Origin of the sequence: Corynebacterium doosanense CAU 212 = DSM 45436 (genome assembly GCF_000767055.1) — a bacterium.
Lineage (GTDB): Bacteria > Actinomycetota > Actinomycetes > Mycobacteriales > Mycobacteriaceae > Corynebacterium > Corynebacterium doosanense.
Genome location: NZ_CP006764.1, coordinates 2400247 through 2427068 on the forward strand (window position 1 = coordinate 2400247; position 26822 = coordinate 2427068).

Annotated in this window: 26 protein-coding genes and 1 pseudogene; 9 read left to right on the plus strand and 18 right to left on the minus strand. The window is 66.6% G+C overall.

Annotated elements, in window-relative coordinates; translation table 11 throughout:
• Window positions 1-154 precede the first annotated feature (154 nt).
• Window positions 155-1522 carry an FAD-dependent oxidoreductase gene (locus CDOO_RS11740; RefSeq protein ID WP_018022768.1) on the plus strand — a complete coding sequence of 456 codons (1368 nt, stop codon included), beginning with the start codon at window positions 155-157 and terminating at the stop codon, window positions 1520-1522.
• Window positions 1515-1964, plus strand: coding sequence for a GNAT family N-acetyltransferase (locus CDOO_RS11745; RefSeq protein ID WP_038573437.1), 450 nt, complete (start codon window positions 1515-1517; stop codon window positions 1962-1964). The genes CDOO_RS11740 and CDOO_RS11745 overlap by 8 nt, the downstream gene beginning before the upstream one ends.
• Here CDOO_RS11745 and treS read toward each other — a convergent pair.
• The 3 genes from treS to arsB form a co-directional block, all read right to left on the minus strand.
• Complete coding sequence (gene treS, locus CDOO_RS11750) at window positions 1958-4174, minus strand: maltose alpha-D-glucosyltransferase (protein ID WP_018022766.1); 2217 nt, start codon at window positions 4172-4174, stop codon at window positions 1958-1960. The two genes, CDOO_RS11745 and treS, sit on opposite strands and share 7 nt — an antisense overlap.
• 146 nt (window positions 4175-4320) lie before the next feature.
• Window positions 4321-4734 carry an arsenate-mycothiol transferase ArsC gene (locus CDOO_RS11755; protein WP_018022765.1) on the minus strand — a complete coding sequence of 138 codons (414 nt, stop codon included), beginning with the start codon at window positions 4732-4734 and terminating at the stop codon, window positions 4321-4323.
• The gene (arsB, locus tag CDOO_RS11760; RefSeq protein WP_018022764.1) at window positions 4731-5813 is read right to left on the minus strand and encodes an ACR3 family arsenite efflux transporter; all 1083 of its coding nucleotides are present in this window, start codon (window positions 5811-5813) and stop codon (window positions 4731-4733) included. The genes CDOO_RS11755 and arsB overlap by 4 nt, the downstream gene beginning before the upstream one ends.
• An 84-nt stretch (window positions 5814-5897) precedes the next feature.
• On the opposite strand from arsB, the gene CDOO_RS11765 reads away from it, so the two are divergent.
• Window positions 5898-6242 (plus strand): ArsR/SmtB family transcription factor, encoded by a 345-nt coding sequence (locus tag CDOO_RS11765; protein ID WP_018022763.1) that lies wholly within the window; start codon window positions 5898-5900, stop codon window positions 6240-6242.
• Here CDOO_RS11765 and CDOO_RS11770 read toward each other — a convergent pair.
• Genes CDOO_RS11770 through CDOO_RS11785 form a run of 4 tightly spaced genes read right to left on the minus strand, consistent with a single transcriptional unit; the run spans window position 6239 to window position 9565 of the window.
• Window positions 6239-6634, minus strand: a complete 396-nt coding sequence (locus CDOO_RS11770; protein ID WP_018022762.1) for a YbjN domain-containing protein — start codon at window positions 6632-6634, stop codon at window positions 6239-6241. The two genes, CDOO_RS11765 and CDOO_RS11770, sit on opposite strands and share 4 nt — an antisense overlap.
• Window positions 6631-7047 (minus strand): YbjN domain-containing protein, encoded by a 417-nt coding sequence (locus tag CDOO_RS13385; protein ID WP_018022761.1) that lies wholly within the window; start codon window positions 7045-7047, stop codon window positions 6631-6633. Before CDOO_RS13385 ends, CDOO_RS11770 begins: the two co-directional genes overlap by 4 nt.
• Complete coding sequence (purT, locus tag CDOO_RS11780; protein WP_018022760.1) at window positions 7047-8264, minus strand: formate-dependent phosphoribosylglycinamide formyltransferase; 1218 nt, start codon at window positions 8262-8264, stop codon at window positions 7047-7049. The genes CDOO_RS13385 and purT overlap by 1 nt, the downstream gene beginning before the upstream one ends.
• A 5-nt stretch (window positions 8265-8269) precedes the next feature.
• A complete protein-coding gene (locus CDOO_RS11785) occupies window positions 8270-9565 on the minus strand; it encodes an adenylosuccinate synthase (RefSeq protein ID WP_018022759.1) in 1296 nt (431 codons plus the stop codon).
• 303 nt (window positions 9566-9868) lie between these two features.
• Here CDOO_RS11785 and CDOO_RS13715 point away from each other — a divergent pair, with 303 nt between their 5' ends.
• The 4 genes from CDOO_RS13715 to CDOO_RS11810 all read left to right on the plus strand — a co-directional run bounded on the left by CDOO_RS13715 (window position 9869) and on the right by CDOO_RS11810 (window position 15381).
• A complete protein-coding gene (locus CDOO_RS13715; protein ID WP_155861383.1) occupies window positions 9869-10495 on the plus strand; it encodes a septum formation family protein in 627 nt (208 codons plus the stop codon).
• Window positions 10496-10852: 357 nt separating this feature from the next.
• A complete protein-coding gene (locus tag CDOO_RS11800; protein WP_155861382.1) occupies window positions 10853-13018 on the plus strand; it encodes a Rib/alpha-like domain-containing protein in 2166 nt (721 codons plus the stop codon).
• A 76-nt stretch (window positions 13019-13094) separates the two neighbouring features.
• Window positions 13095-14066, plus strand: coding sequence for a hypothetical protein (locus CDOO_RS11805; protein WP_018022755.1), 972 nt, complete (start codon window positions 13095-13097; stop codon window positions 14064-14066).
• Between the two features lie 379 nt (window positions 14067-14445).
• Entirely contained in the window at window positions 14446-15381 is a 936-nt protein-coding gene (locus tag CDOO_RS11810; protein WP_018022754.1) for a DUF2382 domain-containing protein, read from the plus strand.
• 30 nt (window positions 15382-15411) lie between these two features.
• Here CDOO_RS11810 and CDOO_RS11815 read toward each other — a convergent pair whose 3' ends face one another.
• Entirely contained in the window at window positions 15412-16632 is a 1221-nt protein-coding gene (locus tag CDOO_RS11815; protein ID WP_038574078.1) for an FUSC family protein, read from the minus strand.
• 95 nt (window positions 16633-16727) lie between these two features.
• Here CDOO_RS11815 and CDOO_RS11820 point away from each other — a divergent pair, with 95 nt between their 5' ends.
• Window positions 16728-17642, plus strand: coding sequence for an urea transporter (locus tag CDOO_RS11820; protein WP_018022752.1), 915 nt, complete (start codon window positions 16728-16730; stop codon window positions 17640-17642).
• A gap of 27 nt (window positions 17643-17669) precedes the next feature.
• On the opposite strand, the gene fbaA is transcribed toward CDOO_RS11820, so the two are convergent.
• The 9 genes and pseudogenes from fbaA to CDOO_RS11860 all read right to left on the minus strand — a co-directional run bounded on the left by fbaA (window position 17670) and on the right by CDOO_RS11860 (window position 25553).
• Window positions 17670-18704: a class II fructose-bisphosphate aldolase gene (gene fbaA / locus CDOO_RS11825; protein ID WP_018022751.1), complete on the minus strand. Its 1035-nt coding sequence runs from the start codon at window positions 18702-18704 to the stop codon at window positions 17670-17672.
• A 159-nt stretch (window positions 18705-18863) separates the two neighbouring features.
• Window positions 18864-19025 carry a hypothetical protein gene (locus CDOO_RS14415; protein WP_018022750.1) on the minus strand — a complete coding sequence of 54 codons (162 nt, stop codon included), beginning with the start codon at window positions 19023-19025 and terminating at the stop codon, window positions 18864-18866.
• Window positions 19026-19049: 24 nt separating this feature from the next.
• The gene (locus CDOO_RS11830) at window positions 19050-19874 is read right to left on the minus strand and encodes a poly-gamma-glutamate biosynthesis protein PgsC/CapC (RefSeq protein ID WP_018022749.1); all 825 of its coding nucleotides are present in this window, start codon (window positions 19872-19874) and stop codon (window positions 19050-19052) included.
• A 115-nt stretch (window positions 19875-19989) separates the two neighbouring features.
• Window positions 19990-20701: pseudogene (locus tag CDOO_RS11835) on the minus strand (IS6 family transposase).
• Between the two features lie 254 nt (window positions 20702-20955).
• Entirely contained in the window at window positions 20956-22158 is a 1203-nt protein-coding gene (locus tag CDOO_RS11840) for a glycoside hydrolase family 76 protein (protein WP_018022147.1), read from the minus strand.
• A gap of 65 nt (window positions 22159-22223) precedes the next feature.
• Window positions 22224-22889, minus strand: a complete 666-nt coding sequence (locus tag CDOO_RS11845) for a TrmH family RNA methyltransferase (protein WP_038573438.1) — start codon at window positions 22887-22889, stop codon at window positions 22224-22226.
• Window positions 22876-23430, minus strand: coding sequence for an orotate phosphoribosyltransferase (pyrE, locus tag CDOO_RS11850; protein ID WP_018022145.1), 555 nt, complete (start codon window positions 23428-23430; stop codon window positions 22876-22878). Before pyrE ends, CDOO_RS11845 begins: the two co-directional genes overlap by 14 nt.
• Before the next feature lie 39 nt (window positions 23431-23469).
• Window positions 23470-24672, minus strand: coding sequence for a type III secretion system chaperone family protein (locus CDOO_RS11855; RefSeq protein ID WP_018022144.1), 1203 nt, complete (start codon window positions 24670-24672; stop codon window positions 23470-23472).
• Between the two features lie 50 nt (window positions 24673-24722).
• On the minus strand, window positions 24723-25553 hold the full coding sequence (locus tag CDOO_RS11860) for a sulfurtransferase (protein ID WP_018022143.1): 831 nt from the start codon (window positions 25551-25553) through the stop codon (window positions 24723-24725).
• A 46-nt stretch (window positions 25554-25599) separates the two neighbouring features.
• Here CDOO_RS11860 and CDOO_RS11865 point away from each other — a divergent pair, with 46 nt between their 5' ends.
• Entirely contained in the window at window positions 25600-26412 is an 813-nt protein-coding gene (locus tag CDOO_RS11865) for an aldo/keto reductase (RefSeq protein WP_018022142.1), read from the plus strand.
• Here CDOO_RS11865 and CDOO_RS11870 read toward each other — a convergent pair.
• The gene (locus tag CDOO_RS11870) at window positions 26409-26771 is read right to left on the minus strand and encodes a hypothetical protein (RefSeq protein WP_018022141.1); all 363 of its coding nucleotides are present in this window, start codon (window positions 26769-26771) and stop codon (window positions 26409-26411) included. The genes CDOO_RS11865 and CDOO_RS11870 overlap by 4 nt on opposite strands.
• Between the last annotated feature and the right edge of the window lie 51 nt (window positions 26772-26822).

The window sequence follows — 26822 nt, forward strand, 5'->3', positions numbered from 1 at the left end:
CTCGTGTGAATGAATGTGAGTCACCGCGCCGGTTTGCCGCAGGTGGGTAAGTACACTGTCGGGGGTTAGACGAGCGAATCCTTCCGCCAGCTCCGGGCCGGTTCCTGTGCCCGACTGGCGAGGCAATCCCTATGAAAGGCAGTGAGTTTCCTTCATGAGTTCCCCCCTGCGCATCGCTGTGGTCGGCGCCGGCCCGGCCGGCATCTACGCCTCCGACCTGCTGGTGAAGTCGGACGTCGACGTGGAGATCGACCTCTACGAGAAGATGCCGGCCCCCTTCGGCCTCATCCGCTACGGCGTCGCTCCCGATCACCCGCGCATCAAGGGCATCATCGCCAGCCTGCACCGCGTCCTCGAGCAAGAGGAGATCGAGCTGATCGGAAACGTCGAGGTGGGCAAGGACATCACCGTCGAGGAGATGCGGGAGTTCTACGACGCCATCGTCTTCTCCACCGGCGCCACGGCCGACAAGGACCTCGACATCCCGGGCATGGACCTGGAGGGCACGCACGGCGCGGGCGAGTTCGTCGGTTTCTACGACGGTAACCCCGACTTCAAGCGCGACTGGAACCTCGACGCGGAGAAGGTCGCCGTCATCGGCGTGGGCAACGTCGCCCTCGACATCGCCCGCGTCTTGGCCAAGACCGCCGACGAGCTGCACGTCACCGAGATTCCCGACAACGTCTACGAGCACCTCGGCCACTCCCGCATCAAGGAGGTGCACGTCTTCGGCCGCCGCGGCCCGGCGCAGGTGAAGTTCACCCCGCAGGAGCTCAAGGAGCTCGATCATTCCGAAAACGTCGAGGTCATCGTCGATCCCGAGGACATCGACTACGACGAGGCCTCCGAGAACGCGCGCCGCGAGAAGAAGGCCGTGGATCAGGTCGCCCAGATCCTCGAGGGCTACGCCATGCGCGAGCCGAAGGATGCCCCGCACAAGCTGTTCATCCACCTCTTCGAGGCCCCGACCGAGGTCCTGGGCGAGGGCGGCAAGGTCTTGGGCATCCGCACCGAGCGCACGGAGCTCGACGGCAACGGCGGCGTCACCGGCACCGGCACCTTCACCGACTGGGACGTCCAGCAGGTCTACCGCGCGGTGGGCTACCGCCCCGAGGGCGTCGAGGGTGTGCCCTTCGACCCCAGCGAGTCCGTCATGCCCAACGACGGCGGCCGCGTGCTCACCGAGCCGAACGGCGAGGCCGTCCCCGGTCTCTACACCACCGGCTGGATCAAGCGCGGGCCCGTGGGCCTGATCGGCAACACCAAGTCCGACGCCAAGGACACCACGAACATGCTGCTGGCGGACCACGCCGAGGGCAAGCTGCGCGAGGCGTCCAAGCGCACCCGCCAGGACGTGGCCGACTTCTTCGAGGGCAAGGGCCACCCCATCACCACCTGGGCGGGCTGGCACCGTCTCGACACCGCCGAGCGCGCCGCAGGTGAGGCCGAGGGCCGCGAGCGCAAGAAGATCGTCGAGTGGGATGACATGCTCAAGCACTCGGGCCCGCAGGATATTGTCTAGGACCCTCAAGGCTGTCCCTCTGGCGGAGATGACCCCGCTGGAGGTGCACCAGCTGTACAAGCTGCGCGTGGACGCCTACGTCTTAGAGCAGGCGACTCCCTACCAGGAGATCCAGGACATCGACGCCGCCGACTCCACCCGGCACCTCCTGCTTCAGGACGAATCGGGGGCGCTGCTCGGTTGCGCGCGCCTGCATCCCGCACAGGTGGCCGGCGAGGAGGTCACCCAGTTCGGCCGCTTCGTGCTCGTTCCCTCCGCGCGGGGTACCGGGGCGGGCGATGAACTCCTGCGCTTCGCCCTCGCCGAGGCGCGTGCGGACCGGCCCGTCTATCTCACAGCGCAGCTCGGCCTGACCGGCTACTACGCCCGGTACGGGTTCACGGAGACAGGTGAGCGTTACGACGACACCGGCGTCCCCCACCAGCCGATGATCCGCTACTGATCCTCGTCCTCGACGCTGGGCCCGATGAGCAGGAACGCCATGCCCAGCCCGTCGAGTTCGACGGAGAATCCCTGCAGGTCATCGACCCGGGTGATCTCCTCGCCGGTGGCCGCGTCGATGACGGCGTGGCGCACGGGCAGCTCCTCCGAGCGCACCGCTGCGGTGACGGCCTCGGTGGCGAAGTTGAGCACGGTGACCTGCAGCGGCGCGTCTTCGTCGTCCTCGCCCTCGTCGAGGCGGTGCACCATGACCAGCAGCCCAGGGTGGGAGACCTCGGGGACGTCCAGCTGGATGCCCAGGTGCAGCTTGTGCTCGGTGCGCAGGCGCAGCATCTCGGTGAGCTGGTTGAGGAAGGACTCGGGATCGTCCAGCTGCTCGGGGACCGTGCCATGCAGAATACGCGCCTTGGGAAGCCCGGCCTGGGACTCGGTGGCCTCGGGTGCGACGCCCATGAGGTCGATGGCACCCCGCTCGATCCATCGGGTATCGGTGCCGTCGATAAGCTCCGCCACCTCCTCCGAGGGAACCGTGAGGGCACCGACGAGGTCCCACGCGGAGAGCGCGAAGGCGCCGGGCTGCCAGGAGTTGTATGCCGCGAGCAGCAGGTGGGCGCGGCGGATCTGGGCGGCGCCGGCCTCGTCGATGTCGTCGAGCGTGCCGTAACCCAGCGCCGCCGCGGCGACCGTGGAGCTGGTGCAGGCGATGCCGTTGGTGGTGAAGACGCGGTTGTAGTCGATCCCGTTGCCGGTGAGTTTCTCGGTGAGGTCGCGGCGCACGGCCATGGCCAGCTGCGGGCCGGTGATCTCCTCGCCGCGGAACTCGAAACGTTCGTCGTCGGCGCGGGTCTCCCAGTGCACGAGCTCGTAGGTGAGTTCGTCGTGGTTCTGCAGCGCGTGGATGAGGCGCACCGGCTGGACGTCGGCCGCGAGCGAGGCGCGCAGCGTCAGACGCAGGAACTCGGTGTTCCCGGTGAGCAGGGCGTGCTGGTAGCCGGGGCGGGTGATGAAGTCGTAGGACAGGTCGGCGCCGTACTCGCCGGTGTCGTGGATGTCGTTGATGGTGAGGTTGAGCTCCTGGAAGGAGAATCCACCCACCTTGCGGATCATGCTGGCGATGAACTGGTTGGCGCCGACGGACAGCGGGTGGCCCTCGGACCAGGCGTGCTCGGCGCCGACACGCTTCTCCACACCCAGGAACCCGTTCGCGTCCAGACGCAGCGCGCTCGCCCCCAGATCGCCGAGCGAGTGCAGCGCATCGCCGATGACCAAGCGCATGCCGGCGAACGTCGGATCGAGCCAGTTGATGGTCGGCTGCCCCTCCTTGAAGTAGTGCAGGTAGACCCAGCGGCGCACGACCCCGTCGACGCCGAGCACCTCGCGGGTGGCGCTCCAGTTCGTCTCCTTGATGCCCGGCGCGTAGAAGATCACCCGCTGCAGGGAACCGATGATGAAACCGAGGTCTGCCAGCTCCTTCTCCGCGGTGACGCTGAGGTTCGCGGTGTCCATCCCCGGGGTGACCTCGGGCAGCAGGTGCCAGTGCTCCTGCGGGATCTCCACCATGTGGAAGATGCCGGGGTACTCCTTGTACGCCATCTCCGCGAGGCGGAAGTCCGCACCCTTACCCGTGTGACCGGGCACGATGTCGTCGATGACGATGCCGCCGGCCTGGTCGGCCACGTCGGTGAGGCGCTGAAAGTCCTCGTCGGTGCCGAAGGCCGGGTCGATGCGGGTGCTGATGCGGTCGAAGTGCCCGTCCACACTCGGCGTCGCCTGCCAACCCTCGAGGCCGCCGGCCGTCTTCGTCGGCCCGGTGTGGATGGCGTGCACGCCGATGGTGGAGAAAGCCTCCCAGAGTTCTTCGTCGGCGAGCGCCTCGAGGAAGGACTGGCCGTCACGGGTGATCATCGCCGACGGGTAGGTGGTGAACCACGTGGAGGCCTGGTTCAGAGCCCGGCGCGCGTCGGGGACGGCGTAGGCGTTGCGCCACATCCGGGAGCTGCCGGTCACGCCGCGCGCGAGGATGTCCGCGTCGCCGAGCATGGACTGGCGCTTGAGCCACTGCACGTAGGAGGGGTTGGATGCGTCCGCCGCGCGCGGGTCGGACAACTCGCGGCTGATCCTGCTGAACCCCAGGCTCGAGCGCGGGCGCTCCCGCCGGGGTCGGGCGGGGCGATCCTGCTGGTCAGGGGACTCCGGATCGAAATCAGCCACTGTTCCTCCACATTCACTAGCGGGCGAAAATTTGCGGCGCCGTCGACGGTGCCTCAGACCCGCCCGAGTATACGGACGCGGCTGGACACGTCCATTCCGGTCAGTGGTGGTGACGCGTATCGACGCCCCGTGCCCACCCCTCGCTCCTAGGCCAGCTGCGCCAGCAGGTCGCGCACGCGGCGGTCGATGTCGTCGCGGATCAGGCGCATCCGCTCCTCGCCCTCGATGCCCCGGGTGGACGGCTCGTCGGTCTCCCAGCGCTCCAGGGTTCCGCGGGCGTCCGGGGGAAGGGTCAGCTGGGCGTCGGTGCCCAGAATGATCACCCGGTCGGCGGTGCGCGCCAGCTCAGGGTCGACGGCCTTGGGGCGGGCGTCGGACATATCCGCGCCGAGCTCGGCCACCGCCTTGGCCGACTGCTCGTTGGTGTGGGTGCCCGGCCGGGTTCCGGCGGAGTGGATCTCCACGGTGTCGCCGGCGTGGTGCTGGGCGAGCGCCGCCGCCATCTGGGATTTTCCGGCGTTGCTCATGCAGACGAAGAGGACTGTGGGTTTCGAGGTCATGGGGTGGTCTCTTTCCTGGTCGGAAGGGTGGAGTCGTGGGGGAACATCTTCGGGCCCAGCCACTGGAGCACATACACCAGGGCGACGAGGACGGGAACCTCGATCAACGGGCCGATCGTGCCGGCCAAGGCCTGGCCGGACGTGGCACCGAAGGTACCGATGCACACCGCGATGGCGAGCTCGAAGTTGTTGCCGGCGGCGGTGAAGGCCACCGAGGCGGAGCGGGCATAGTTCAGTCCCACCGCCCGGGACGCCAGCAGCGCCACGGCGAACATGCCCACGAAGTAGATCAGCAGGGGCAGAGCTAGCCGGGCGACCGCCCACGGGTCCGCGGCGACGTATTCCCCCTGGAGGGTGAAGAGCAGAACGATGGTGAACAGCAGCCCCACCAGCGCCAGCGGGGAGATCGCCGGGAGGAACGTGTCCTCGTACCAGCGGCGTCCCCTGACACGCTCCCCCACGAGCCGGGACAGCACCCCGGCTGCCAGCGGGATGCCGAGGAAGACCAGCACCGAGACGACGATGGAGACGAAGGAGAACTCTGCCGCCGTGGTCGACAGCCCCAGCCAGCCGGGCAGAATCTGCAGGTAGAACCACCCGAGCACGCCGAACATGAGCACCTGGAAAATGGAGTTGATGGCCACCAGGATGGCGGTGGCCTCCCGGTCCCCGCAGGAGAGGTCGGACCAGATGAGCACCATGGCGATGCACCGGGCCAGGCCGACGATGATCAAGCCCGTGCGGAGCTCGGGCTGGTCCGGAAGAAAGATCCAGGCCAGAGCGAACATTATCGCGGGGCCGACGAGCCAGTTGAGCACCAGGGAGACGGCCATCAGGCGACGGTCCGCCGTGATCTCCCCGGCCCGGTCGTAGCGGACCTTCGCCAGAGGCGGGTACATCATCACCAGCAGCCCGAGGGCGATGGGCAGCGAGATACCGCCCACCTGCAGGGAGGCCAGCAGGTCGCCGACGCCCGGGGCCAGGCGGCTGAGCAGCAGTCCCACGGCCATGGCCAGCAGGATCCAGGCGGGTAGCAGCCTGTCCAGGAGGGAAAGTCGGGCGGGAGCGGTGGTGGACATCGTTCTTGCCATTCCTTAGTATCGAAGCTCGTCGATACTAAACTAGGTGGGGTATTGTTGCCTGTCAATACGAAAGTGGTGCCCATGACGATCCTCCCCGATCCCTCTCCCCTGGCAGCAACGTGCTGCTCGCTCGGCTCGGGCCCTCTCGACGAGCAGGAGTCAGCCCGCTACGCGGCGCTGTTCAAGGTCCTCTCGGACCCCGCCCGCCTGCAGCTGCTCTCCCAGCTCACCGCCGCGGGTTGCGAGCCCGCCAGCGTCACCGAGCTGGCTGCGTCCTCCGACCTGAGCCAGCCGACGGTCTCCCATCATCTGAAAAAACTCACCGAGGCCGGCCTGCTCACCAAGGTGCGCCGTGGCCGAACGATCACCCACCAGGTACGCCCCGAGGTCTTCGCCGAACTCCGCCGCGTCCTGCAGATGGATTAGCTTCCCAGCTCCCCCACTAGCCGCCCGGCCAGCGCCGCGGTCGAACCCACCGCGCAGCGCAGCTGAGTGCGCGCCTGCTCCAGCGAAAGCCCGGCGGGGAAATAGCCGGCCACCTCGGTGGCCACCCGGTCGCCGTCGCGCCAGGCCTTGGGCCAGGGTCTGCTGCGGTGCCACTCGTCCAGCACATCGTCCAGGGCTGCGGTGTCGGTGAAGGAGGCGTCGATAAGCCCGGTGACCACGAGGATCTCCTCCTCCGCGCCCTCCACGGCCACCACGAACGAGGCCGCGTCGAAGGTAGTGGTGATCTGCCCGTCCGGGGTGTGGCCGTAATCCCATCCCTCGGCGTCGAGCGCCCGGGCGATGAGCGCGTCACTGACGTTGTGCACGGTCATAGACCGCTGACCTCCCTGAACAGCTCGTTGATCTTGGCGCAGGACATGGCCGCGGCGGAATCGATCTGCCGGTCGGCGGCGCCGGATTCGAAGTCGTAGGCGCACTGCGCGGAGACGGTGACGGAGCCGTCGTCACGCACGCCGAACGAGGCGGTGGGCCAGTAGTGCTCCGCGTGCCAGCGACGCAGCAGCGTGCGGACGTCCTCGAGGCGTTCGATCGGGAGCGTTCCCGGCCAGTCGGCTCGGATGGTGAGCACGTCCGCACCGACGCTGATCCAGCACGTGACCTCGTCGAATTCGACGCCGGTGTCGCCGGATTCGGCGGTGAGGTACTCGATCTGCCGCGCCGACAGGACCCGGCGCACGCGCTGCACGCTCAGCGGCGGGGTGTCGGATTCCTCGGGGACCTGCACTAACGGGTCTCCACGGTGAGGTGCGACGCGGCCTCCCGGGCATTCTCGCGCGCCTGCTCGACGGTCTCTGCGGTGGTCAGGACCACGCCCATCTGTCGGCCCGCGTGCGCGGTGGGTTTGCCGTAGATGCGCACGTCCGTCTCCGGCACGGCGAGGCACTCGGCGAATCCCGAGTAGGAGACGATGCGCGAGGACTTCTCCGCCACCAGGTTCGCCGCCGCGCCCGGGCTGGTGAGCGTGACGTCGATGGGCAGGCCCAGAATGGCCCGCGCGTGCAGATCGAACTGGGAGAACCGCTGGGTGGCCAGGGTGACGGTGCCGGTGTCGTGCGGGCGGGAGGAGACGGAGGAGAAGTAGACGTCGTCGCCGGCGACAAACATCTCCACCCCATACACGCCGCGCCCGCCGAGCGCGTTGGAGATGCGCGCGGCCACCGAGCGGGCGTTGTCCCGGGCCGCCTCGCTCAGGTGCAGCGGCTGCCAGGATTCGGCCAGCACCCCGTCCTCGTGGCGGTGCCCGATGGGCTCGCAGAACCACGTGGCCAGCTCGCCGGTGGCGGGGTCGACGGAGCGCACGGCGAGGATGGTGATCTCGTCGTCGAAGTCCACAAAACGCTCGACGATGACCGAGTCCTCCGCACCCGGCTCGCGCACGCTGCGCCACGCACGTTCGATCTGCTCCGCGGAGTCCACCCGCACGTGGCGGCGTCCCCCGGAAGATTCGGCGGGCTTTGCGACGCACGGGAAACCAAGTTCCTCGAAAGCGGCCGCGAACTCTTCCAGGGTGGTGACCACTTCATAGGCGGTCGTCGGCAAGCCCAGCTCTTCCGCCGCCGTGATCCGCAGGCTCTCGCGGCCGGCGGTCAGCTCGCAGGCGCGTGCGGTGGGGACGACGACCGCGGAGCCGGCCTCCTCGATCTCCCGGAGCACCTCCACCGCGGTGCCCTCGATCTCGGGGACGACGAAGTCCGGGCGCACGCGGCGCACGAGGCTGCGCACCTGCTCCGGATCCGAGACGTCGGCGACGTACTGGTACTGGGCCACCTGGTGCGCCGGCCCGTCGGACTTGCGGTCCACGGCGTGGACCTCCAGGCCGAGGCGCTGGAACGCGATGGTCAGTTCCTTGCCGATCTCACCGGAACCCAGCAGGAGAACGGTGGTGGCGTTGCCGGACATGGGGGTGCCGATCCGGTCGGTCGGCGCGAGGGGGAAGGTCATTGGGTTCAGGCGTTTTCCAGTACGTCGTGGCGGATGATCGTCTGGTCGCGGCCCGGTCCGACACCGATGTAGGAGATGCGGCAACCGGACAGCTCCTCCAGGCGCAGCACGTAGGCCTGGGCTTTCTCCGGCAGCTCCTCGAAGGTGGTGCAGCCGGTGATGTCCTCGTCCCAGGCGGGCATGGTCTCGAAGATGGGGGTGGCGTGGTGGAAGTCCGACTGGGTCGGCGGCATCTCGTCGTGGCGCGTTCCGTCGACGTCGTAGGCGACGCAGATGGGGATCTCCCCGATGCCCGTGAGCACGTCGAGTTTGGTGAGGAACAGGTCGGTGAACCCGTTGACCCGGGAGGCGTAACGGGCGATGACCGAGTCGTACCAGCCGCAGCGGCGCTTGCGGCCGGTGTTCACACCGACCTCGCCGCCCACTTCTTGGAGGTACTCGCCCCACTTGTCAAAGAGCTCGGTGGGGAACGGGCCCGCGCCGACGCGCGTGGTGTACGCCTTAACGATGCCCAGGCTCGACGTGATCCGCGTCGGGCCCACGCCCGAACCGACGCAGGCGCCTCCGGCGGTGGGGTTGGATGAGGTGACAAACGGGTAGGTGCCGTGGTCGACGTCGAGCATGGTGGCCTGGCCGCCCTCCATGAGGACGTGTTTGCCGTCATCGAGACCCTGGTTGAGCATGGACTCGGCATCGACGACCATGGGCGCGAGGCGCTCGCGGTAACCCAGGAAGTACTCGACGATCTCCTCCACGTCGATGGCCTTGCGGTTGTACATCTTCACCAGCATCTGGTTCTTCACGTCCAGGGCGCTGGCGATCTTCTGCCGCAGGATCGACTCGTCGAAGATGTCCTGCACCCGGATGCCCATCCGGGCGACCTTGTCCGAGTAGGCCGGGCCGATGCCGCGGCCGGTGGTGCCGATCGCACGCTTGCCCAGGAACCGCTCCTGCACCCGGTCGAGGACCTGGTGGTACGGGGCCACGAGGTGGGCGTTGGCCGAGATCTTCAGCCGCTCGGAGGCGTTGGAGCCGCGGGCCTCCAGCCCGTCGATCTCCTCGAACAGCGCCTCCAGGTTGATGACCACGCCGTTGCCCAGCACGGGCACGGCATTCTCGGAGAGGATGCCCGCGGGCAGGAGCTTCAGCTCGTATTTCTCGCCCCCGACCACGACGGTGTGGCCGGCGTTGTTTCCACCGTTGGGTTTGACCACGAAGTCGACGCGACCACCGAGGATGTCCGTCGCTTTGCCCTTGCCTTCGTCGCCCCACTGGGCGCCGACGATCACGATTGCTGCCATAGTCTCTTCGGGTCTCTTCCGTTCAGATTCGTTTCGGGCATGCGGGAACACTTCCGCAGCCCAGACGGTGCCCCATCCTACCCCGACTGCCCCCGCCGCCCGCCGTCACCGGATTCCTGGGGATACTTGTACGGGTGTGACAATTCGATACGCATTCCCCGGATTACCCTGCCCGCATCTCCGCAAGATCCTAAAATTGCCCGTGCGCATGCGGCACGTTTCGTGCGCTACGCCAGCACGCACGTCTGTACCTCATTCCTCTCTGTCACATTCCCCGCAGTCCAGATGAAAGAAGTCAGCCCCATGAAGCGCTCCCTCGCTTTCACCGCCCGCCCGCTGCTCGCCCCCGCCGCAGCCCTGACCGCGGCCGCGACGCTCTCGGCCTGCACCAGCCTCCCCTTCGGCGGGGGAAACGAATCCGAGTCCTCCACGACGGTCACCGCCACCGAGACGGCCACCTCGGCATCCTCGAGCGCATCGAGCACCGCGTCCTCCAGCTCGTCTTCGTCGAGCGCTTCGAGCTCGTCGTCTTCCAGCGCCGCCGCCGCAGAGGGCCGCAATATCTCCATCTACGACGTGGAGGTGGGCAACTGCATCGCAGAAGAGACTGTCGCCACCGAGGGCCAGCTCCTCGCCGAAGATGAGGTCAAGGTCGTGGACTGCGGTGCACCACACCGCGAGGAGGTCTACCACGTGACCGACATGACCGAGACCGAGATTCCCCTGGACTCCGACTCCGCCGGCTGGGAGGACATCGGGATCGACTACTGCACCGACCCCTTCGAGACCTACACGGGCACGGACATCCTTCACTCCGACTACTCCTACTCCTTCTGGCACCCGAGCGAGGGTTCCTGGAAGCAGGGCGACAAGGAGATCGTCTGCCTGATCTCCCACGAAGAGGATCATTCGGGCAGCGTGAAGTCCTAGCCACCCAATCCTCGGCCCCGAACCCGCTTGCTGCGGGTTCCGGGTTTTTGCTGTCTGTTCCCCAGCTCCTGCACTGTGTTTCCCGTTCATTTCCGATGGTCACGGGGGCGGTGGTTGCGCCCGTTCCCCACCCCCGCGTTCCCCAGCCGGCCGCCCCCGAGCCGGGATGGAGACAACTTTTACCAGTCGGTTCGCTGCTCAGGGCGTAAATAGCTTTTAACCATTAATGGGCAGTTTTGATAGGGCGAATCAGATCCCGAATAGTAATTTCAACGCGCTGATATCTATTCGCGATTAGCCTGCTTCGGCCTCGGCGGCAGATCCATCCGCCAGCCTCCCCTCTCGAAAGTGCCTACAATGAACGCAAGACCCAGAATCCGACCTCGCCTGAGAATCGCGCTGGCCGCGCTGACCTCAGCAACACTCGCCCTCGCCACCGCCGCGGTTGTTCCGCAGAACCCCCTCGCCCCCGCTGCTCAGGCACAGACCCGTGGCGTGTTCAGCGACACCGAGAAAATCGAACGGGGCAACGCCACCGTGGCCGCGCTTTTCAACGGGAGCCCTGCCCCAGCCCCGGCTCCCGCCGACACGCAGATCTGGAAAGCGGTCACCGGCGAGAACAATGGTCTCAACGTCCAGCCTTCGACGTCGGGTGCCTGCGCCGTGACGATGCTCGGACAGACCACGTCCAACACATTCTCAAGCACCCCACTGGGCTCCGCCGACCTGACGAGGAACTACCTAGTCACCGAGGCCCGCTCAGGGATTTACCTCAGCAACTTGGCCCCGGACGCCGGATTCCAGATTACCCGCCCCACCAAGACCGGTGAGACAGCCGATCGCACCAACGGAGAGATCGAGGTTCAGGCCGGCTCTGTCGGCAACCTGAGCCTCGCGCTTGACGGCTGGATCGACACCCGAAACTCGGTTCCCGCATATGGCCATGTCCAGAACATCAGACTGCGGCTATCGACACCCGAGACCATCACCAACTTCCGCATGCTCATTCGCGCAGACGATCGGGCGACACTCCGCGAGGACACGACGTCCATGATGAACTGGAACGGCTGGTGGGCACCCGGTTACACGCAGGCCCCCTCGAGTGGTTTCCAGATAAGTTATCCCGAAATAAACGGGGTGAAATATATCCAGATAGCCGCAGCGAGCATTCCTGCCAACACATGGGCGACCGCTCAGTTCCAGGCTGACGTCCGCACCGCGGAGATCACCACCGACGCCCGATTCAACTCCTACAGTGCCGCCACGGCGAGCTTCCCGTACCACTGTTCCGCACCGAAGCCCTCGTTCACGCCCGGCGCACCCCATCGCAACGAAGCTTCGGTGGCAGTACGCAAAACTAACCTCGATCCGATGCCGGCCGGTACTACCTACGGGCTGCCCGACGGCTATACCCCGGAAACTGGGTGGGTGATCGCTGTCAACCCGGCTATCGGCGACGTCACGGCCAAGCCACCGGTTAACGCGTTGCCCGGGACCCATATCGATGTGCCCGTCCAGGCAATCTTCAACAACGCAGTGCTCAGCACCGGCGACGCCGATTTCACCGTCCGCGCAGAGGATGCGCCGGACAACGTCAAATTTTTCCCGACCTACGGCCATACGGATGCGCCCCGCGAAGAGGACACGCCGGTAGCTTCCCCAGCAAACCGCAGTGGAGGAGATTTCCCTGCCGGCACCACTTTCGCCGTGGAGCGTGACAGTCCGAAGTGGTTGAAATCGATCAACTCCGCCGACGGCAGCGCGGTGGTCAACCCGGGACACCTCGTCCTCGCAGGCGACTACACCGTCCAGGTTCGGGTGACATTCCCCGACACCACGACCGAAATCGTCCCCATGACCGTCACGGTCCCGCCCTTCCCGCAGCGGGAAGTCTTCCAGCCGGCCTATTCTCCGGTCTCCGTGGTTCAGGGAGGCACCATCAGCGCGCCCGCTCCTAAGGATGCGCCAGAGGGGACTACGTACGGACGCGGCGCAGGGGTCTTCGACGACCTGATCCTCGAAACCGACGGCAGCGGCAAGCTGACCGCCAACATGGATCCGGGCGACTACGAGATCCCGGTGCGAGTCCGCTACCCGGACGGCTCTCTCGAGACCATCTACATCACGGTGACGGTTACCGAAGAGCCCGGGTTGTCCTCCAACGACCAGTGCCTCGCCGCCGGCCTGCCACTCCTCCTGCTTATCCCGGTCGGCCTGGCCACCGAGCTGAACATCTCTGGACTGAGCCCGATCATCGACGAGATCGAGCGCCAGGCGGCACAGGTCAACGCCCAGCTCCAGCAGCAGGCGGGGATCTACAACCCGGAGGTCGCTCGGTTCGTCGAGCAGTACAACGATGAGATCCGCGCGGCCGCCCTCGTCGCCGCCGGGCTCCTGGTGGTGTCCTACCTCGCCGCGAGCTGTTCGCCCGACGGTTCCAGCACCTCCAGCACCTCGAGTGATCTGAGTTCGACCAGCTCCGACGACGGCCTGAGTTCGCTCAGCTCCCTCAGTTCGGAATAGCCCACCATCGACGGCGGCGGTGGGATGCCTGGTGCATCTCCCCGCCGCTGTTTTGCGCGGCGTAGCATGTCCCCACATGCGTCTTCTGTTCCTCAACTGCGGCAACGCCCTTCCTGCTGAACTCCGGGAGCGTATCGACGCCCACTCCAACCCACCCGTGGAGTTCCACGAGCTGCCGTTGATACCTTCGCGCGCCGACCTCCGCTTCCTTGATGAGGCTGCCCGCGAGGTTCTCCCCGTGGATCCGACTCCCTCGCTGGAGGAGATCGCCGCCCAGCCGGACGTGGAGCATCTCGGCGCGCCCAAGCCTCCTCCGCAGCAGCCCGCTGAGCTCCTGCGTGTGGTCGTGGCCGGGAGCGACGCGGCCCTGGGTGCTGTGCTCACCCGGATGATGCGGGGCGATTACCTGTGGGTCCAGGTGGGGTTTGTCCCCACCTCTCCGGGTTCTGCCGCCGCCATCAACTGGGGGTTGCCCGCCGAGCTTTCCCCCGCTGTCGAGCTGGCACTGACGGGAAGTCCCCTCCCGGTGCCGGTGATCCGGAACGACACCGGCACGGTCGTGGCCGGTTCCGCCTCCGTCACCGCGGCCGACGGTGGTGCCTTCGAAGGCGAGATCATCGTCGACGACACGATCCTGGTGAAGCAGCAGTCCCGACCGGGGGACGCCCGGTTCTTCGGCCAGTTCGGAGCGCGTCTGGTGCCCACGACCACGTCACCCGGGATTGCGGCTATCAGGCTCACCACCTCTCTGTCTCCGGCGCAGCCTGCCCGCGGCATTCGGGCCCGGCTGGGCGAGAGCATCGTGCGGTCGATCGGGCTGCCGCAGGCACAGTCGTGGATGGAGATTCCCGCGCTCAGGTGGCTGGTTTCTGCGGCACCCGCCCCTTCCGGAGGAGCAGATCCCCGGTCGCTGCTGAGCGGCCGGGCGCTGCAGTGCGGGGGAAACCAGATGCTCGTCACGGTCGACGGGATACCTGGGAAGCGACCGGTCGACCGGGTCACCTTCTACCGCCATCTCCGCGACCTGCAGATCGTTCGACACTCCTAAAATGTGTTCTAAATCACATGTAGCCGAATTGTTATCGAATCCCGGCCGGAAAGTGATTCACACGTGCTCCCGAACACACCGGCCCAGGCGCTTAAGCGCCCAGCCGCGCACCCGTCAAACCGCTAAAGATGCAGGTCGAACGGCTTTTCTTGCCGGGTAGCCCGCCAGTGAGCGCGCCCTATACCTATGCAAGCTGGAAATTTCCTTAAGTGTTTCCTGGGTAGCACCACTAGCACGAAATCGTCTGTGCACGCCGGAAAAACAATCTCTATGTTGGGCAGTGTCAGCCGGTGAGGACGCTTTCGCGTCGACCCGGCTACAGATTCAAGTGTTAGAACGAAACTGAACGAACTCTCGCTAGGAAAGGATCACCAGAACAATGGCTAACAACCGCGAAATCCGTGAACTCCTCGACGCCACCGCATACGACGTCGACGGCGACAAGCTCGGCAACGTCAACGAGGTTTACATCAACGACACCTCCGGCCAGCCGGACTTCGTCGAGATCAACCACGGCCTGTTCGGCATGGGCTCCTCCCTGGTTCCCCTGCGCGGCCACTCCCTGAACGGCGAAGAGCTGCGTCTCGCCTTCGCGAAGGACCGCATCAAAGATGCCCCGAACGTCGACTCCGACGCTCACCTCTCCAACGAGGATCAGGCCGATCTCTACCGCCACTACGGCCTGGACAACACCTCCAACGTCACCGAGTACACCCGCGACGAGCGCCGTGACGCCGGCGTTGCTGGCGCTGGCGTAGCCGGTGCAGGTGTCGCTGGCCACGAGGCCAACCGCACCGCTGAGTTCGAGCGGCGCGAGGACGAGGTCGTCGCCGACCGCGATCTAGACCGCGACCGCACCGCTGGTCTCGACAACGACAACGAGATCATCCGCTCCGAGGAGCGCCTCAACGTCGACAAGGAGCGCGTCAACGCTGGCGATGTCCGCCTGCACAAGTACGTCGTCCACGACACCGAGACCGTCGAGGTTCCGGTCGAGCGCGAAGAGGTTCGCGTCGAGCGCCAGCCCATCACCGACGCTGACCGCGCAAACTACGCCGGTGGCACCATCGGTGAGGACGAGGCTTCCGTGACCCTCCACGAGGAGCGCGTCGTCGTCTCCAAGGAGACCGTCCCAGTCGAGAAGATCGGCCTGGAGAAGGAGGTCGTCCGCGACACCGAGACCGTCACCGAGGATGTCGCCAAGGAGCGCATCGAGACCGAAGGCACCGACTTCGTCGAGCGTGTTGACGGCACCCGCAACCCCCTCGATCGCGACAACGACGGCAACGTCGACCGCGACGACCTGCGCCGCTAAGGTTCGTTAGAACCCTCGCGTAGGAAAGCTTCAGCCCCCGGCTTCGGCCGGGGGCTTTTGCCGCTCCCGTTCCCGAGTACGTTCGTCCCACACCTCCGGCGGAACCGCCGGCGTCTTCGACGTCGGAGCGAGTACCGCGACCGCGGACTCGCCCGACATGCCGCAGATCTGCAGCAGCTCGCCGATGATCGACCGGGACTGCGCAAGGATGGCGTACTCGGAGAGCACCGCCCCCTCCTTCCTCACCACGGACATGTCCGCGCGGGCGCCGAGGACCCGGAGCCGGTGCACGAGCCCGGGAATTTCCGACGCCTCCTCGACCGCCGACTTGGCCTCATAGAGCAGGCTGAGGTCAAGGGTGATGTCACTGAGTTCCTCGATGATCTCGATCTGCGCCTCTGACGCCGACTCCCGGTCCGCCACCAGCACGTGTGCCCGCCGCGCCAGCACCCGCACGTTCCGCACGCAGTTGTCCACTGGTTTAAGGATCCGGTCAATCGAACGGAGCCTGCGTCTCGACGACCACATCAACGGTGAGATCTGGCTCGACTCCCTGCCGGACTGGGCCGCGGACTGCATAGCGTCGATCGTGGACTGCGAACTCCGGACGTCGGTGAGCGCGTCGAAGATGACGTCCGCGTCGCCGTCGCGAAGCCCGTCGGAGACGTCGCTGAGCACCGACGCCGCCAGCGAGAGGACGTTGGACACCTCCTGACGGACCGTCGACAGCGCGGAGGTGGGGATCAGCGCCACGACCAGTAGGCCGATCGTCGATCCGACCAGCGCGTCCAGTGTCCGGTCGATGCCCGTCACCTCCGCGCCCGGCGGCATGATCGTGGCCACGAGCACCGTGCCGATGGCGACCTGGTTGGACACCAGCGGGGATTTGGAGAACAACGCCGCCACCGCCATGGCCACCGCGACCATGACGGCGATGTGCCACGGCTCCGTGCCCAGGCCCAGAAACAGCAGGTCGCCCACGAGCACGCCGAGGATGCAGCCCAGCGACATCTCGAAGGCTCGCTTCACCCGCTCTCCACTGGAGAGGCCGACCACGATGATGACCGTGATCGGCGCAAAGAACGGTGCCTGGTGGCCCAGGAAATCCTGTGCCGCCCAGTAGGCGATTCCGGAGGCGGTGGAGATCTGGATAATGGGCAGGATTCGTTTGAGCAGTCGTTTCAAGCGTGCCTGGAGGGAATGCTCGATGATCTCGAGCCGCTCCCTGGTTTTCATCCTCTGCTTCGGCATGACCACCACAGTAGCCCGCTAAATCCCAGGTTCGAGGGTGAGAATCAGCGGCTTAATCCCCAGCACCCCTCACCTCACGAATCCCACGGTGCGCCATGAACCTGCTAACCGCCCGAATCCGCGGCCTCTCGCAGATCTTTTTCATCTCCAGCCCCTGGACAGGACTCTTGATCCTGCCCGCAGTCGGGTACGCCTCTCCGCAGGCCGCCTTCCTCTTCCTGCTCGGCTCCGTCGTACAGACGGTCACCGCCCACTTCATGGGGCTTCGCGACGACGCCGCCGAGGGAATCCAGGGCTATAACGGTGCCCTCGTCGGCGCCGCCGCCATGGCCCACGTGGGCTTTTCCGGGGAGGCGGTGCTGCTGACGGTCCTCGGCGCCCTCGCCTGTGTCCCGCTCCACCAGCTGCTGTCCACGCTCTTTCGCAGCCGGCCCCTCGCTCACTTCGACCTTCCGGCGCTCACCGCCCCGTTCTGCCTCATCGCCACGGGCATTTTCACCCTCCTCCCCACGACAGGCGGGATTCCCCTGGTGATCAGCTCGGACCCCCTCACCGCGGTGGGCCTGGGCATCACCAACAGCTTCGCGGAGGTGGATCTGGAAGACGGTTGGATCGCCGGCGTGATCATCTTCGTGGGCCTGCTCGTGGGCAGCCGTGTCATTGCTTCCCTCGGGCTGGCGGGCGCAGTCATCGGCATTCTGGCCGGTCTGACTGTTCTGGGTCCGGAGCAGGTGTCCACCGGCATGCTCAGCTACTCGTCCCTGCTGGCTGCGGCCGGCACCGGCGCGGTGTTCTTAGCTGACCGCCCGCTGGCATGGAGGCTCGCCGCAGCATGCGGAGCGGGCCTGTTCACCGTCCCGTTTGTCCTCGTCCTGGGTTGGGCCGGCTCGCCGGTGCTGACGTGGCCTTTTGTCTTCGCCACCTGGATCGTCGTGGTTGTCGACCGGCTGGTGGAAAAGAAGAAGGGCGACACCGTCAATCTGGTGTCGCCCTCCGGCGCGAACGCGTAGCAACGGGCGTCGATAAGCCCGGTAAAACTACTTGGAGACGGACTTGCCCACGGAGTGCAGGTTCTGGCAGGCCTCGACCACGCGGTCGGACATGCCCTGCTCTGCCTTTTTCATGTAGGAGCGCGGGTCGTAGAACTTCTTGTTACCCACCTCGCCGTCGATCTTCAGCACGCCCGAGTAGTTCTCGAACATGTGGGTGACGATTGGACGGGTGAACGCGTACTGGGTGTCGGTGTCGACGTTCATCTTCACCACACCGTAACCCAGCGCCTCCTCGATCTCCTCCACCGAGGAGCCGGAGCCACCGTGGAAGACCAGGTCGAAGGGCTTGGCACCGGCCTCGAGGCCAGCCTTGGCCACGGCCGCATCCTGGCCCACGCGCAGGACGCTCGGACGCAGCTTCACGTTGCCGGGCTTGTACACGCCGTGCACGTTGCCGAAGGTCGCGGCCAGCAGGTAGCGGCCATTCTCACCGAGGCCGAGGGCATCGACGGTCTTCTCGAAGTCGCCCGGGGAGGTGTACATCTTGTCGCCGGTCTCGCCGGTGACGCCGTCCTCCTCGCCGCCGACGACGCCGATCTCCACCTCGAGGATGATCTGCGCCTTGCGTGCCTTCTCCAGGAGTTCCTGGGCGATCTCGAGGTTCTCGTCAAGGTCAATCGCGGAGCCGTCCCACATGTGCGACTGGAACAGGGGCAGCTCGCCGCGGTTGACACGCTCCTGGGAGATCTCGATGAGCGGGCGCACGTAGGTGTCCAACTTGTCCTTCTGGCAGTGGTCCGTGTGCAGCGCAACGTTGATGCCGTAGTGCTTCGCCGCCTCGTGGGCGAAAGCTGCGAGAGCGGACGCGCCGGCCACCATGTTCTTCACTGCCAGCCCGGAGCCGAACTCGGCACCACCGGTGGAGAACTGGATGATGCCGTCGGATTCCGCCTCCGCGAAGCCCTTCAGGGCAGCGTTGATGGTTTCGGAGGACGTGCAGTTGATGGCCGGGAAGGCGAAGCCGTCTTCCTTGGCCCGGTCAAGCATTCCGTTGTAGACCTCGGGGGTTGCGATAGGCATGTCAGCGAAAACCTTTCCTAGTGGGGGTTCTTCTCGCACGCCCCCGTGAGGGGCGCACCTCACGTTCCAGTATGCCCGCAATGGCGGGGCGGTGCCGGAGGTTCTTCCCAGGCCCCTGAACTATCGACGCCGCGGTGCCACCCCCCGCCCCACCGGGGGTCAGCTCAGCGCCATCGACAGCGGACCCACCACGGCCAGGCTGGCCGCCGCGGCCAGAGTCATTCCCCCGGCAGTGCGTTTGAGGCCGTACTGGATGATGTCGTTGGCGATGATCGCCGGCAGGATGCAGAACACGATGTTCTCCGCGCCGCCGAAGCGCACGCCGGTGAGTGAGACGGTGACAATCTACATCGCCGTGACCAGGAAGAACGACAGCATGGCTAGGACGAGGAACCGGTCCTTGCCAAACAGGGGTACCCGCCGGGCGTAGGGGGTGAAGATCAGCACGAGCAACAGCGTCGTGAGCGCAAGAACCACCAGGTACTGGGGGTGGGTGACGCTGGCGACGATCATGCCCATGGTGACGTAGCCGCCGGTGCGCAGCTGCCAGGAGCCTGCCGTGCCCTGCTGCAGCAGCAGCGCCGAGATCACCGAGACCGCCGCACCCGCGAAGAGCACGGTGGCGGGGCGGTCACTGACACCGAACAGCGACGCGGAGAGCGAGGTGGGCAGCAGCGTGGTGGTGAGCAGTGTCAGGGCCAGGCCCGCGAGACCTGCCGCCGGGACGAAGATGACCAGCGGGGTCAGGGTGCGGGACACGCCCTGCTTGACCAGGGAGTTGCAGATCATGCCCGGGATGATGATGCCCACCAGGGCCAGGGAATCGGAGGCACGTTCGTGGCCCAGGACCAGGTGGGTGCCCAGCATCCAGAGACCTCCGCCGACGATGCCGACGATGAGTCCGATGGCGAAGATCTGCCGGGGTCGGGGCAGCCAGATCTTGAGGATGCAGTAGCGGATGACCACGAAACTGATGAGCGCCACGGCGAGGGTGGCCAGCACGTCGAGGGGTTTGTACAGCGAGGCGGCCAGGTAACCCACGGCCAGCGAGCCGCCGAGGGAGACCTGCCTGCTGCGGAAGTAGAACACGCTGGCGACGATGCCGATGAGGAAGGTGAGGTGGGCGTAGTCCACGATGAAGGCGTAGCTGCCGAAGGCGTGGGTGCTCATGAGACGCTGACCTTTTCGCGCCGGTCGCTTTCCGAGAGGTGCTGTTGCAAAGTTGGGCGGAGAGCAGAGAAGACTCAGTTTCTCATTCCCTGATGGCCGCTGCGTGTGGGCGTTCTCAGGCCGTCTCGAAGACCCGGTTGACGATCACCGCGTCCGGGTTCGGTTGCCCGTAGGCAAACATCGTGCCTTGCCCTTTCCGCAATGAGTGCATCGCCTCCATCCCTTTCAACGTCCGATATGCAGATGTCCGGTTCTTAAACGCGCCTTTCGGCCCGAGGATCCGCTTCAGCCGACCATGGTCGCCTTCCAGGATGTTGTTGAGGTATTTCACCTGCCGGTGTTCCACTGTTGGCGGGCAGATTCCCTCTGACTTCAACTCGGCGATTGCCCTGGCTAGGGAGGGTGCTTTATCGGTGTTGATCACTCTGGGATACCCGGCTGACGCATTGGATCTGAGGGCCTTGGCCAGGAAACGCTTCGCTGCGGCCACGTTCCGCTTCGGAGAGAGGTAAAAGTCCAGGGTCTGGCCACCGGCGGTGATCGCCCGATAGAGGTAGCACCACCTGCCGCCGACCCGGATATAGGTCTCATCCACCCGCCAGGAACTGGCCTGCCAGTCAGGTACCTGCCGGTACCACCGTGTTTGCTTGTCCAGCTCAGGGGCGTATTTCTGCACCCAGCGGTAGATCGTGGTGTGATCGACCGGCACGCCCCGCTGAAGTCATCATTTCCTCCAGATCGCGGTAGCTCACCCCGTAGCGGCAGAACCACCGCACTGCCCACAGAATGATGTCACGGGGGAAATGACGACCGGAGAAGATACCCATGGCTGTGATTATTTCACGTCGCTCTTCCTACTGCCCCAACTTTGCAACAGCACCCACTCAGCGGCCCGGCGAGGACACCACAGAGCGTGCCACCGGAGATGCGGCCTGCCTAGGTATATTTAGGATAAACTCAGGCTGGGAAAAACCGGGCGAGCGTCCATCGTTTACTTTTGCGGTCGACGCTAAACCGTCACAGAATGACGGATTCCGCAGGTGGTATCACTGCGGGGAGTGGGAGAGCCGGGACGCCGCGTCTACGCCCGGGAGGCGTGCGCGTGGGCGTCCGCGCTCACTCGCGCCGCGGCCTCCAGCAGCATCCAGCCAGACAGCTGGACGGAGAGGTCACGTTCGGCGATCCGGATGACACCGACCGCCTCGGCTAAGCTGGAGGTGCCCAGGCCGTAGTTGTGGGGCAGGCGCGCGTCCGCGGTCCAGTTGGTGGCGAAGACGGGCAGCCCGTCGACCTCGAGGCGGTGGTTCCACACACTCGTCGCCGAGGCCAGGACCAGGCGCGCGGCAAGTTTCTTCGCCGCGCGGTTGGCCGGGGAATCAGCGGGCAGGCGCACCGCGACGTCGGCGAGGTAGCGCATGAGGATGCCCTTGAACAGCCCGCCGTCACCGTCGCCGGAGTCCCAGTCGATGACGCCGCCCGGGGTGGCCATGTGCACGGCGATGGCCTGGACGAGCTCGCGGATGCGGGTGATGAACCGCATCGATTCGTCGACCTTGTCGGCGTCGGCGATGCCGTCGATGGTCTCGCTGTAACCGAAGCCGACACGCTCGCGGAGCGCCAGCGCGATCTCCAGGCAGGCGCCGAGGGCCACGCCCTGGTTGTAGGGGTGGATGTTGCGCACGGTCTCGGGTCCGTGCATGCGCATCCGGATGCCGTCCATGATGAGGCCGTCGTCATTGATGAGGTTGTCGAAGATCCAGTCCACGATCCCGGCCGCCTGGTCGAGCCGGCCGGTTCGCGCCATCATGATGGCGCCGGGGCCGTTGGACGGGACGTTGAAGAAGGTCTCCCCGCGACGCCACGGCAGCACCCCGGTGGTGGAGTCGATGCCGGAGATGATGTCGAACTCCAGCTCCTTCGTGCCCTTGGGCAGGGGAACTTTCTCCAGGTCACCCATCCGGTGCAGGGCGAGCGCGAGCCAAGCCTTGTCGTCGTAGTAGCGGTTGCGGGTGAACTTGCCGTTGCGCACCCTGATGCCCCGGACGGTCTTTCGCAGGCGCTTACGCCGGTTCTTGGTGGAGTTGCGCGAGGCGGCGTCGACCAGGCAGTCGAGGTAGTGCGCCTGCCACCAGTAGTGCCAGTTGATGAAGAGTTTCTCCTTCATCACCGGCGGCCAGCTCACCACGGCGAGGTTGGTGCGGAAGTTTCCCCAGACCCGCGAAGCATGGCGATCGTTAATGGCGGCTTCAGCCAGGTCGGCGCGGTGCGCCCATTTCTCGTGCACGGTAGGGATTCTCGCTTCTCAAAAAAATCAGCAAACAAACAGTTGGATCATGATAACCCTTTTGTTCACCAACTGCGCGAGAAATCGGCATGCCGCCGCATCCATGCGTGCATTGCGATACCCGCGGCCACCCCCGCGTTGATCGAGCGCGTCGAACCGTACTGCGCGATGGAACATGTCATCACCGCCGCCTGCTGCGCGGCGTCGCTGACCCCGGGGCCCTCCTGCCCGAAAAGCAGCAGGCAGTCGCGAGGCAGTTCCGCCGTCTCCAGGGGAACGGAGCCGGGTGTGTTGTCGATGGCCACGACCTGCAGCCCCCGCTCCTGCGCCCAGGCCAGCAGCGCGGCGACATCCTCGTGGTGCGCCAGGCGCTGGTACCGGTCGGTGACCATCGCCCCGCGGCGATTCCACCTCCTGCGCCCGACAATGTGCACGGTGTCCACGGCAAACGCGTTGGCCGTGCGCACGACCGTGCCGATGTTGGCGTCGTTCTCGAAGTTCTCGATGGCGATGTGCAGCGGGTGCCGGCGGGTGTCGATATCCTCGACGATCGCCTCGCGCCGCCAGTAGCGGTACGCGTCGACAACGTTGCGCCGGTCCCCCTCGGCCAGCAGCTCCGGATCATAACGCTTGTCGACGGGCGCCTGCACACCCGGATGTTCCAGGGCCCAGGGGCCGACGCCGTGGCGGCCTTCGGCCCACTCGGTGGGCCCGGGGTTATTCGAGTCCAAGGTCGGCAAGGCCCAGGAGGAAGCGGTACTCGAGGCCCTCGGCGCGGATGATGTCCGCCGCGCCGGTGTTGCGGTCGACCACGGTGGCCACACCGATGACGTCGGCACCGGCGTCGCGAAGCGCGGCGACCGCCGTCAGGGGCGAGTTACCCGTGGTGGTGGTGTCCTCCACGACGAGCACCTTCTTGCCCACGACGTCCGCGCCCTCGATGCGGCGCTGCATGCCGTGGCGTTTGGCCTCCTTGCGCACGACAAACGCGTCGATAGCGCGGCCGTCGGCGTGCATCACCGAGGTGGCCACCGGGTCCGCACCGAGGGTGAGGCCGCCGACGGCGACGTAGTCCCAGTCCGCGGTGAGCTCGCGCAGCAGGGTGCCGATCAGCCGGGAGGCCTCGTGCTGCAGGGTCGCGCGGCGCAGGTCAACGTAGTAGTCGGCGGTCTTGCCGGAGGACAGGGTGACCTCGCCGTGGACGACGGCGAGCTGCTTGACTAGCTCGGCCAGGCGGGAGAGGCCGGCGGGATCTACTTCGGGGGCGCTCATGGCAGGCTCCTAGGTCGGGGGTTTTCGGTGTCTAGAACACTAGCGTTCGTCGGCGGCTTCGCCGTCATCAAAGATCGTCGGCCGGGCCTCGGTGGTGCGCAGCACCCGGATGGAATCATCGTGCGCGATGGGCGCGCCGTCGGCGATGGGGTCGATCTCATCCCCGCCGATGCTGCGGGGTTCGACCACCCCGCGCCCGCGCGCGGCGTGGCGGGTGGGAAGTTCCAGCGGCTCCTCGGGGCGCAGCACCGGGGGGATGTCGACGGCCTCCCGGGCCTCATGCTCCTCGGGGATGGGAGGCACGAGCTCGCGGGTGGGGGCGGCGGGCATGCGTCGCGACGGCACAAAGTCCTCCACCCGCAACGACAGCCCGGACCGGGAGCGCGGGGGCAGGACCCGCGCCGCGTCGGCCAGCAGCGCGAGCGGGGCCAGCATGCCCTCCCAGTCCTCGGCCGTGGAACCCCGCGCGGTCTGGGCCAGCACCCAGTCGGACTCCATCCACACCGCCGTGACCGGGGAGGGCATGAGATCCAGCGCGGTGTGCACCCGGATGTCGATGAGCCGCTGGACGGCGCCGGCGTCGGTGCCGAACGCGGTGAAGTCACCCACCTGTTCCACCTCAACGAGGTCGGTGGGTTCGGCGGTGCCGGAGTCGGACACCACGCCGCGGCGGAAGTCCGCGACGACGTCGCTGGCCGCGCCGGTGCGCATGGCCATGACGTTGGTTCCGCCGAGGTCCATGAGCAACATCTCGTGGCGGTACGCCCAGCCGGAGACGATGTCCTTAGCCGCGGCGCCGCCGGCCGCGGCCCCGCGCGCCCACTCGTCCACCAGGTAGTCGTCGGAGCGGATGAACTCGAATCCCCGCTCCTCGGCCCAGGCCTTACGTTCGCGGCGGGTGGATCCGGGCAGCTGCAGGCCCGAACTGCGGTGGGCGGTGGCGGGCCGGACGGGCTCGGGCCGGGGCTCGGGCTCCGGGATAGCCGGGGTCTCCGGCGTCTCGGCAGGTGCTTCCTGCACCTCCGGCTCGGCGGGCAGCTCCGGCTCCTCGACGACCTCCGCGTAGACGGGCTCCTCCTCGGCCGGGTCCTCCTCCGGCCCTTCCACGGTCGTTTCGGCCGCCTCGGGGGCGGGCGCGACCGGCTGCGGAGCAGCGGGGCGGCGGGTCTGGGCGTCGAGACGCCACAGCGCCGCAGCCCCGATGAGGGCGAGGATCGCGAGAGCTATCAGTACGTAGGCCATGGTCCTGCCACTTTAACCCGTGGAGCGTGCCCCGCTGGGCCGACGCGGTGCTACTCCGAGCGTTCGACGGGATTGTGTTTGTCCGCCGACCACTGCGACCAGCCACCGACGTAGTGCGCGGCACCGCTGAGCCCGGCGGATTCCATGGCCGCGATGGCCAGCGCGGAGTGGTTGCCGGAGCCGGAGTAGATGATCATGTTCTGCGCGGAGTTGATGCCCTCGGCGGCGAAACGCTCGAGGATCTCCGACGGGGTCTTCACGGTGCGGTCCTCGTTGAACAGCTCCTCGACCGGGACGTTGACGGCGCCGGGGATGTGGCCCGCCTTGAGGTCGAAACGCTCGCGTTTCCCGGCGTAGCGGTTGGGCTGGCGGGTGTCCACGAGCGGACCGGTGTGCTTCTTGACGTCGTCAAGCGTCGCCACCCGCATCGATCCCTCCACCGCGACGGCGTTGGACTCCATGGAGATGTTGCCGGGGCCGCCGACGACGTCGAAGCCCGCCGCCTCCCAGGCCGCGAGCCCGCCGTCCATGATGCGCACGTCGGTGAGCCCGGCCCAGCGCAGGATCCACCACGCGCGGGCGGCGAAGAGGCCGTGGCCCTGGTCGTAGACGATGACGGGGCGGCCGTTGCGCACGCCCCAGAATTCGAGGGAACGCTGCACGTCGGACAGGGCGGGCAGCGGGTTGCGGCCGCCGGCGGATCCGGGCAGCCCGGTGAGCGCGGCGGACGGGTCGCAGAACTGGGCGGTGGGGATGTGCTGCGAGCGGTAGCTGAGGTAGCCACCCTCGGAGTCCTTTTCCCAGATGGAGGCGAGGACGGTGTAGCCCTTGCCTGCGTGGACGGCCTGGTTGACCTCGGTGACAGACATGAAAGTCGACATGCGGGCCAGTCTAGGTCGACTCCGCCCGACACGCCCGCCTACGCTGATGCGCATCATGCTCCTGGAACAGTCCTTCACCCTGCCCACCTCCCACCCCATCCCCCGGCTCGGCCTGGGCACCTGGCTCATTCCCGATGCGTCCGTGCCGCAGGTCATCCGCGACGCCGTGGCCCTGAGCTACCGCCACATCGACACCGCGCAGGCCTACGGCAATGAGCGTGGCGTGGGCGAGGGAGTGCGCACGTGCGGTGTGGATCGCTCCGAGCTTTTTGTCACCACCAAGGTCGCCGCGTCGATCAAGGACTACGCCCGGGCCGTGGCGTCGATCGACGCCTCGCTCGACGCGCTGGGCCTGGACTACCTCGATCTTCTGCTCATCCACTCGCCCGGACCCAGCGGCGACGACGAGGTGTGGCGCGCCATGGAGGAGGCGCTTATCGACGGCCGCCTGCGCAACATCGGAGTCTCCAACTTCAGCGAAACGGATCTCCGGGCTCTGGCGGCCGGTTCATCGACCGTCCCGCACGTCAACCAGATCCGTGTTCACCCCGGCCACACCCCGGCAGCGCTGATGGACTACTGCGCGACGCAGGGGATCGTGGTGGAGTCCTACTCCCCCATCGGCAACGGTGACCTGCTCACGGATCCGCGGCTGATCGAGATGGCCGCACGCTACGGAGTGTCGGTGGCGCAGCTGTGCATCCGTTACACGCTGCAGCTGGGCACGGTCTGCCTGCCCAAGGCCAGGAGCGTCGGACATCTGCACGAGAACGCGGAGGTGGACTTTGAGATCTCCGAGGACGACATGGCCACGCTGTCGGGCCTGGTCATCGACGTGGATCTGTCCGGGCGGGACTAGTCCCGGATCACCACGGTGTGTGAGAAGTGTTTGATCACGGCGATGGCGGTGTCCACCGGGTAGTTCTCCTGCACCTCACCCACGACCGCGTTGACCGAGGCCAAGAGCGCGTCGGCCAGCGGCGGGGTGATCTCCTGCCGGTTCCACAGCTTGAGCACCACCAGGGAGATCTCCTTGTTGGTCATGTCGACCGGGATGGAGCCGAGGGTCTCCAGCACGTAGCGGGTGATCAGCGGGCGGGTGACCTGGTGCAGCGGCTCCCCGGTGAGGGGGTCACGTCCGCAGGTGCACCACGTGGTGCCGATGTTCGGCATCGTCCAGACCCAGTCGGTCTCCAGGGGCGTGCTGTGGTTACTCATGCGCGTCAGTTTAACCGTTGCGGCTGGCGGGCCGCTCACCATCGCTTCATC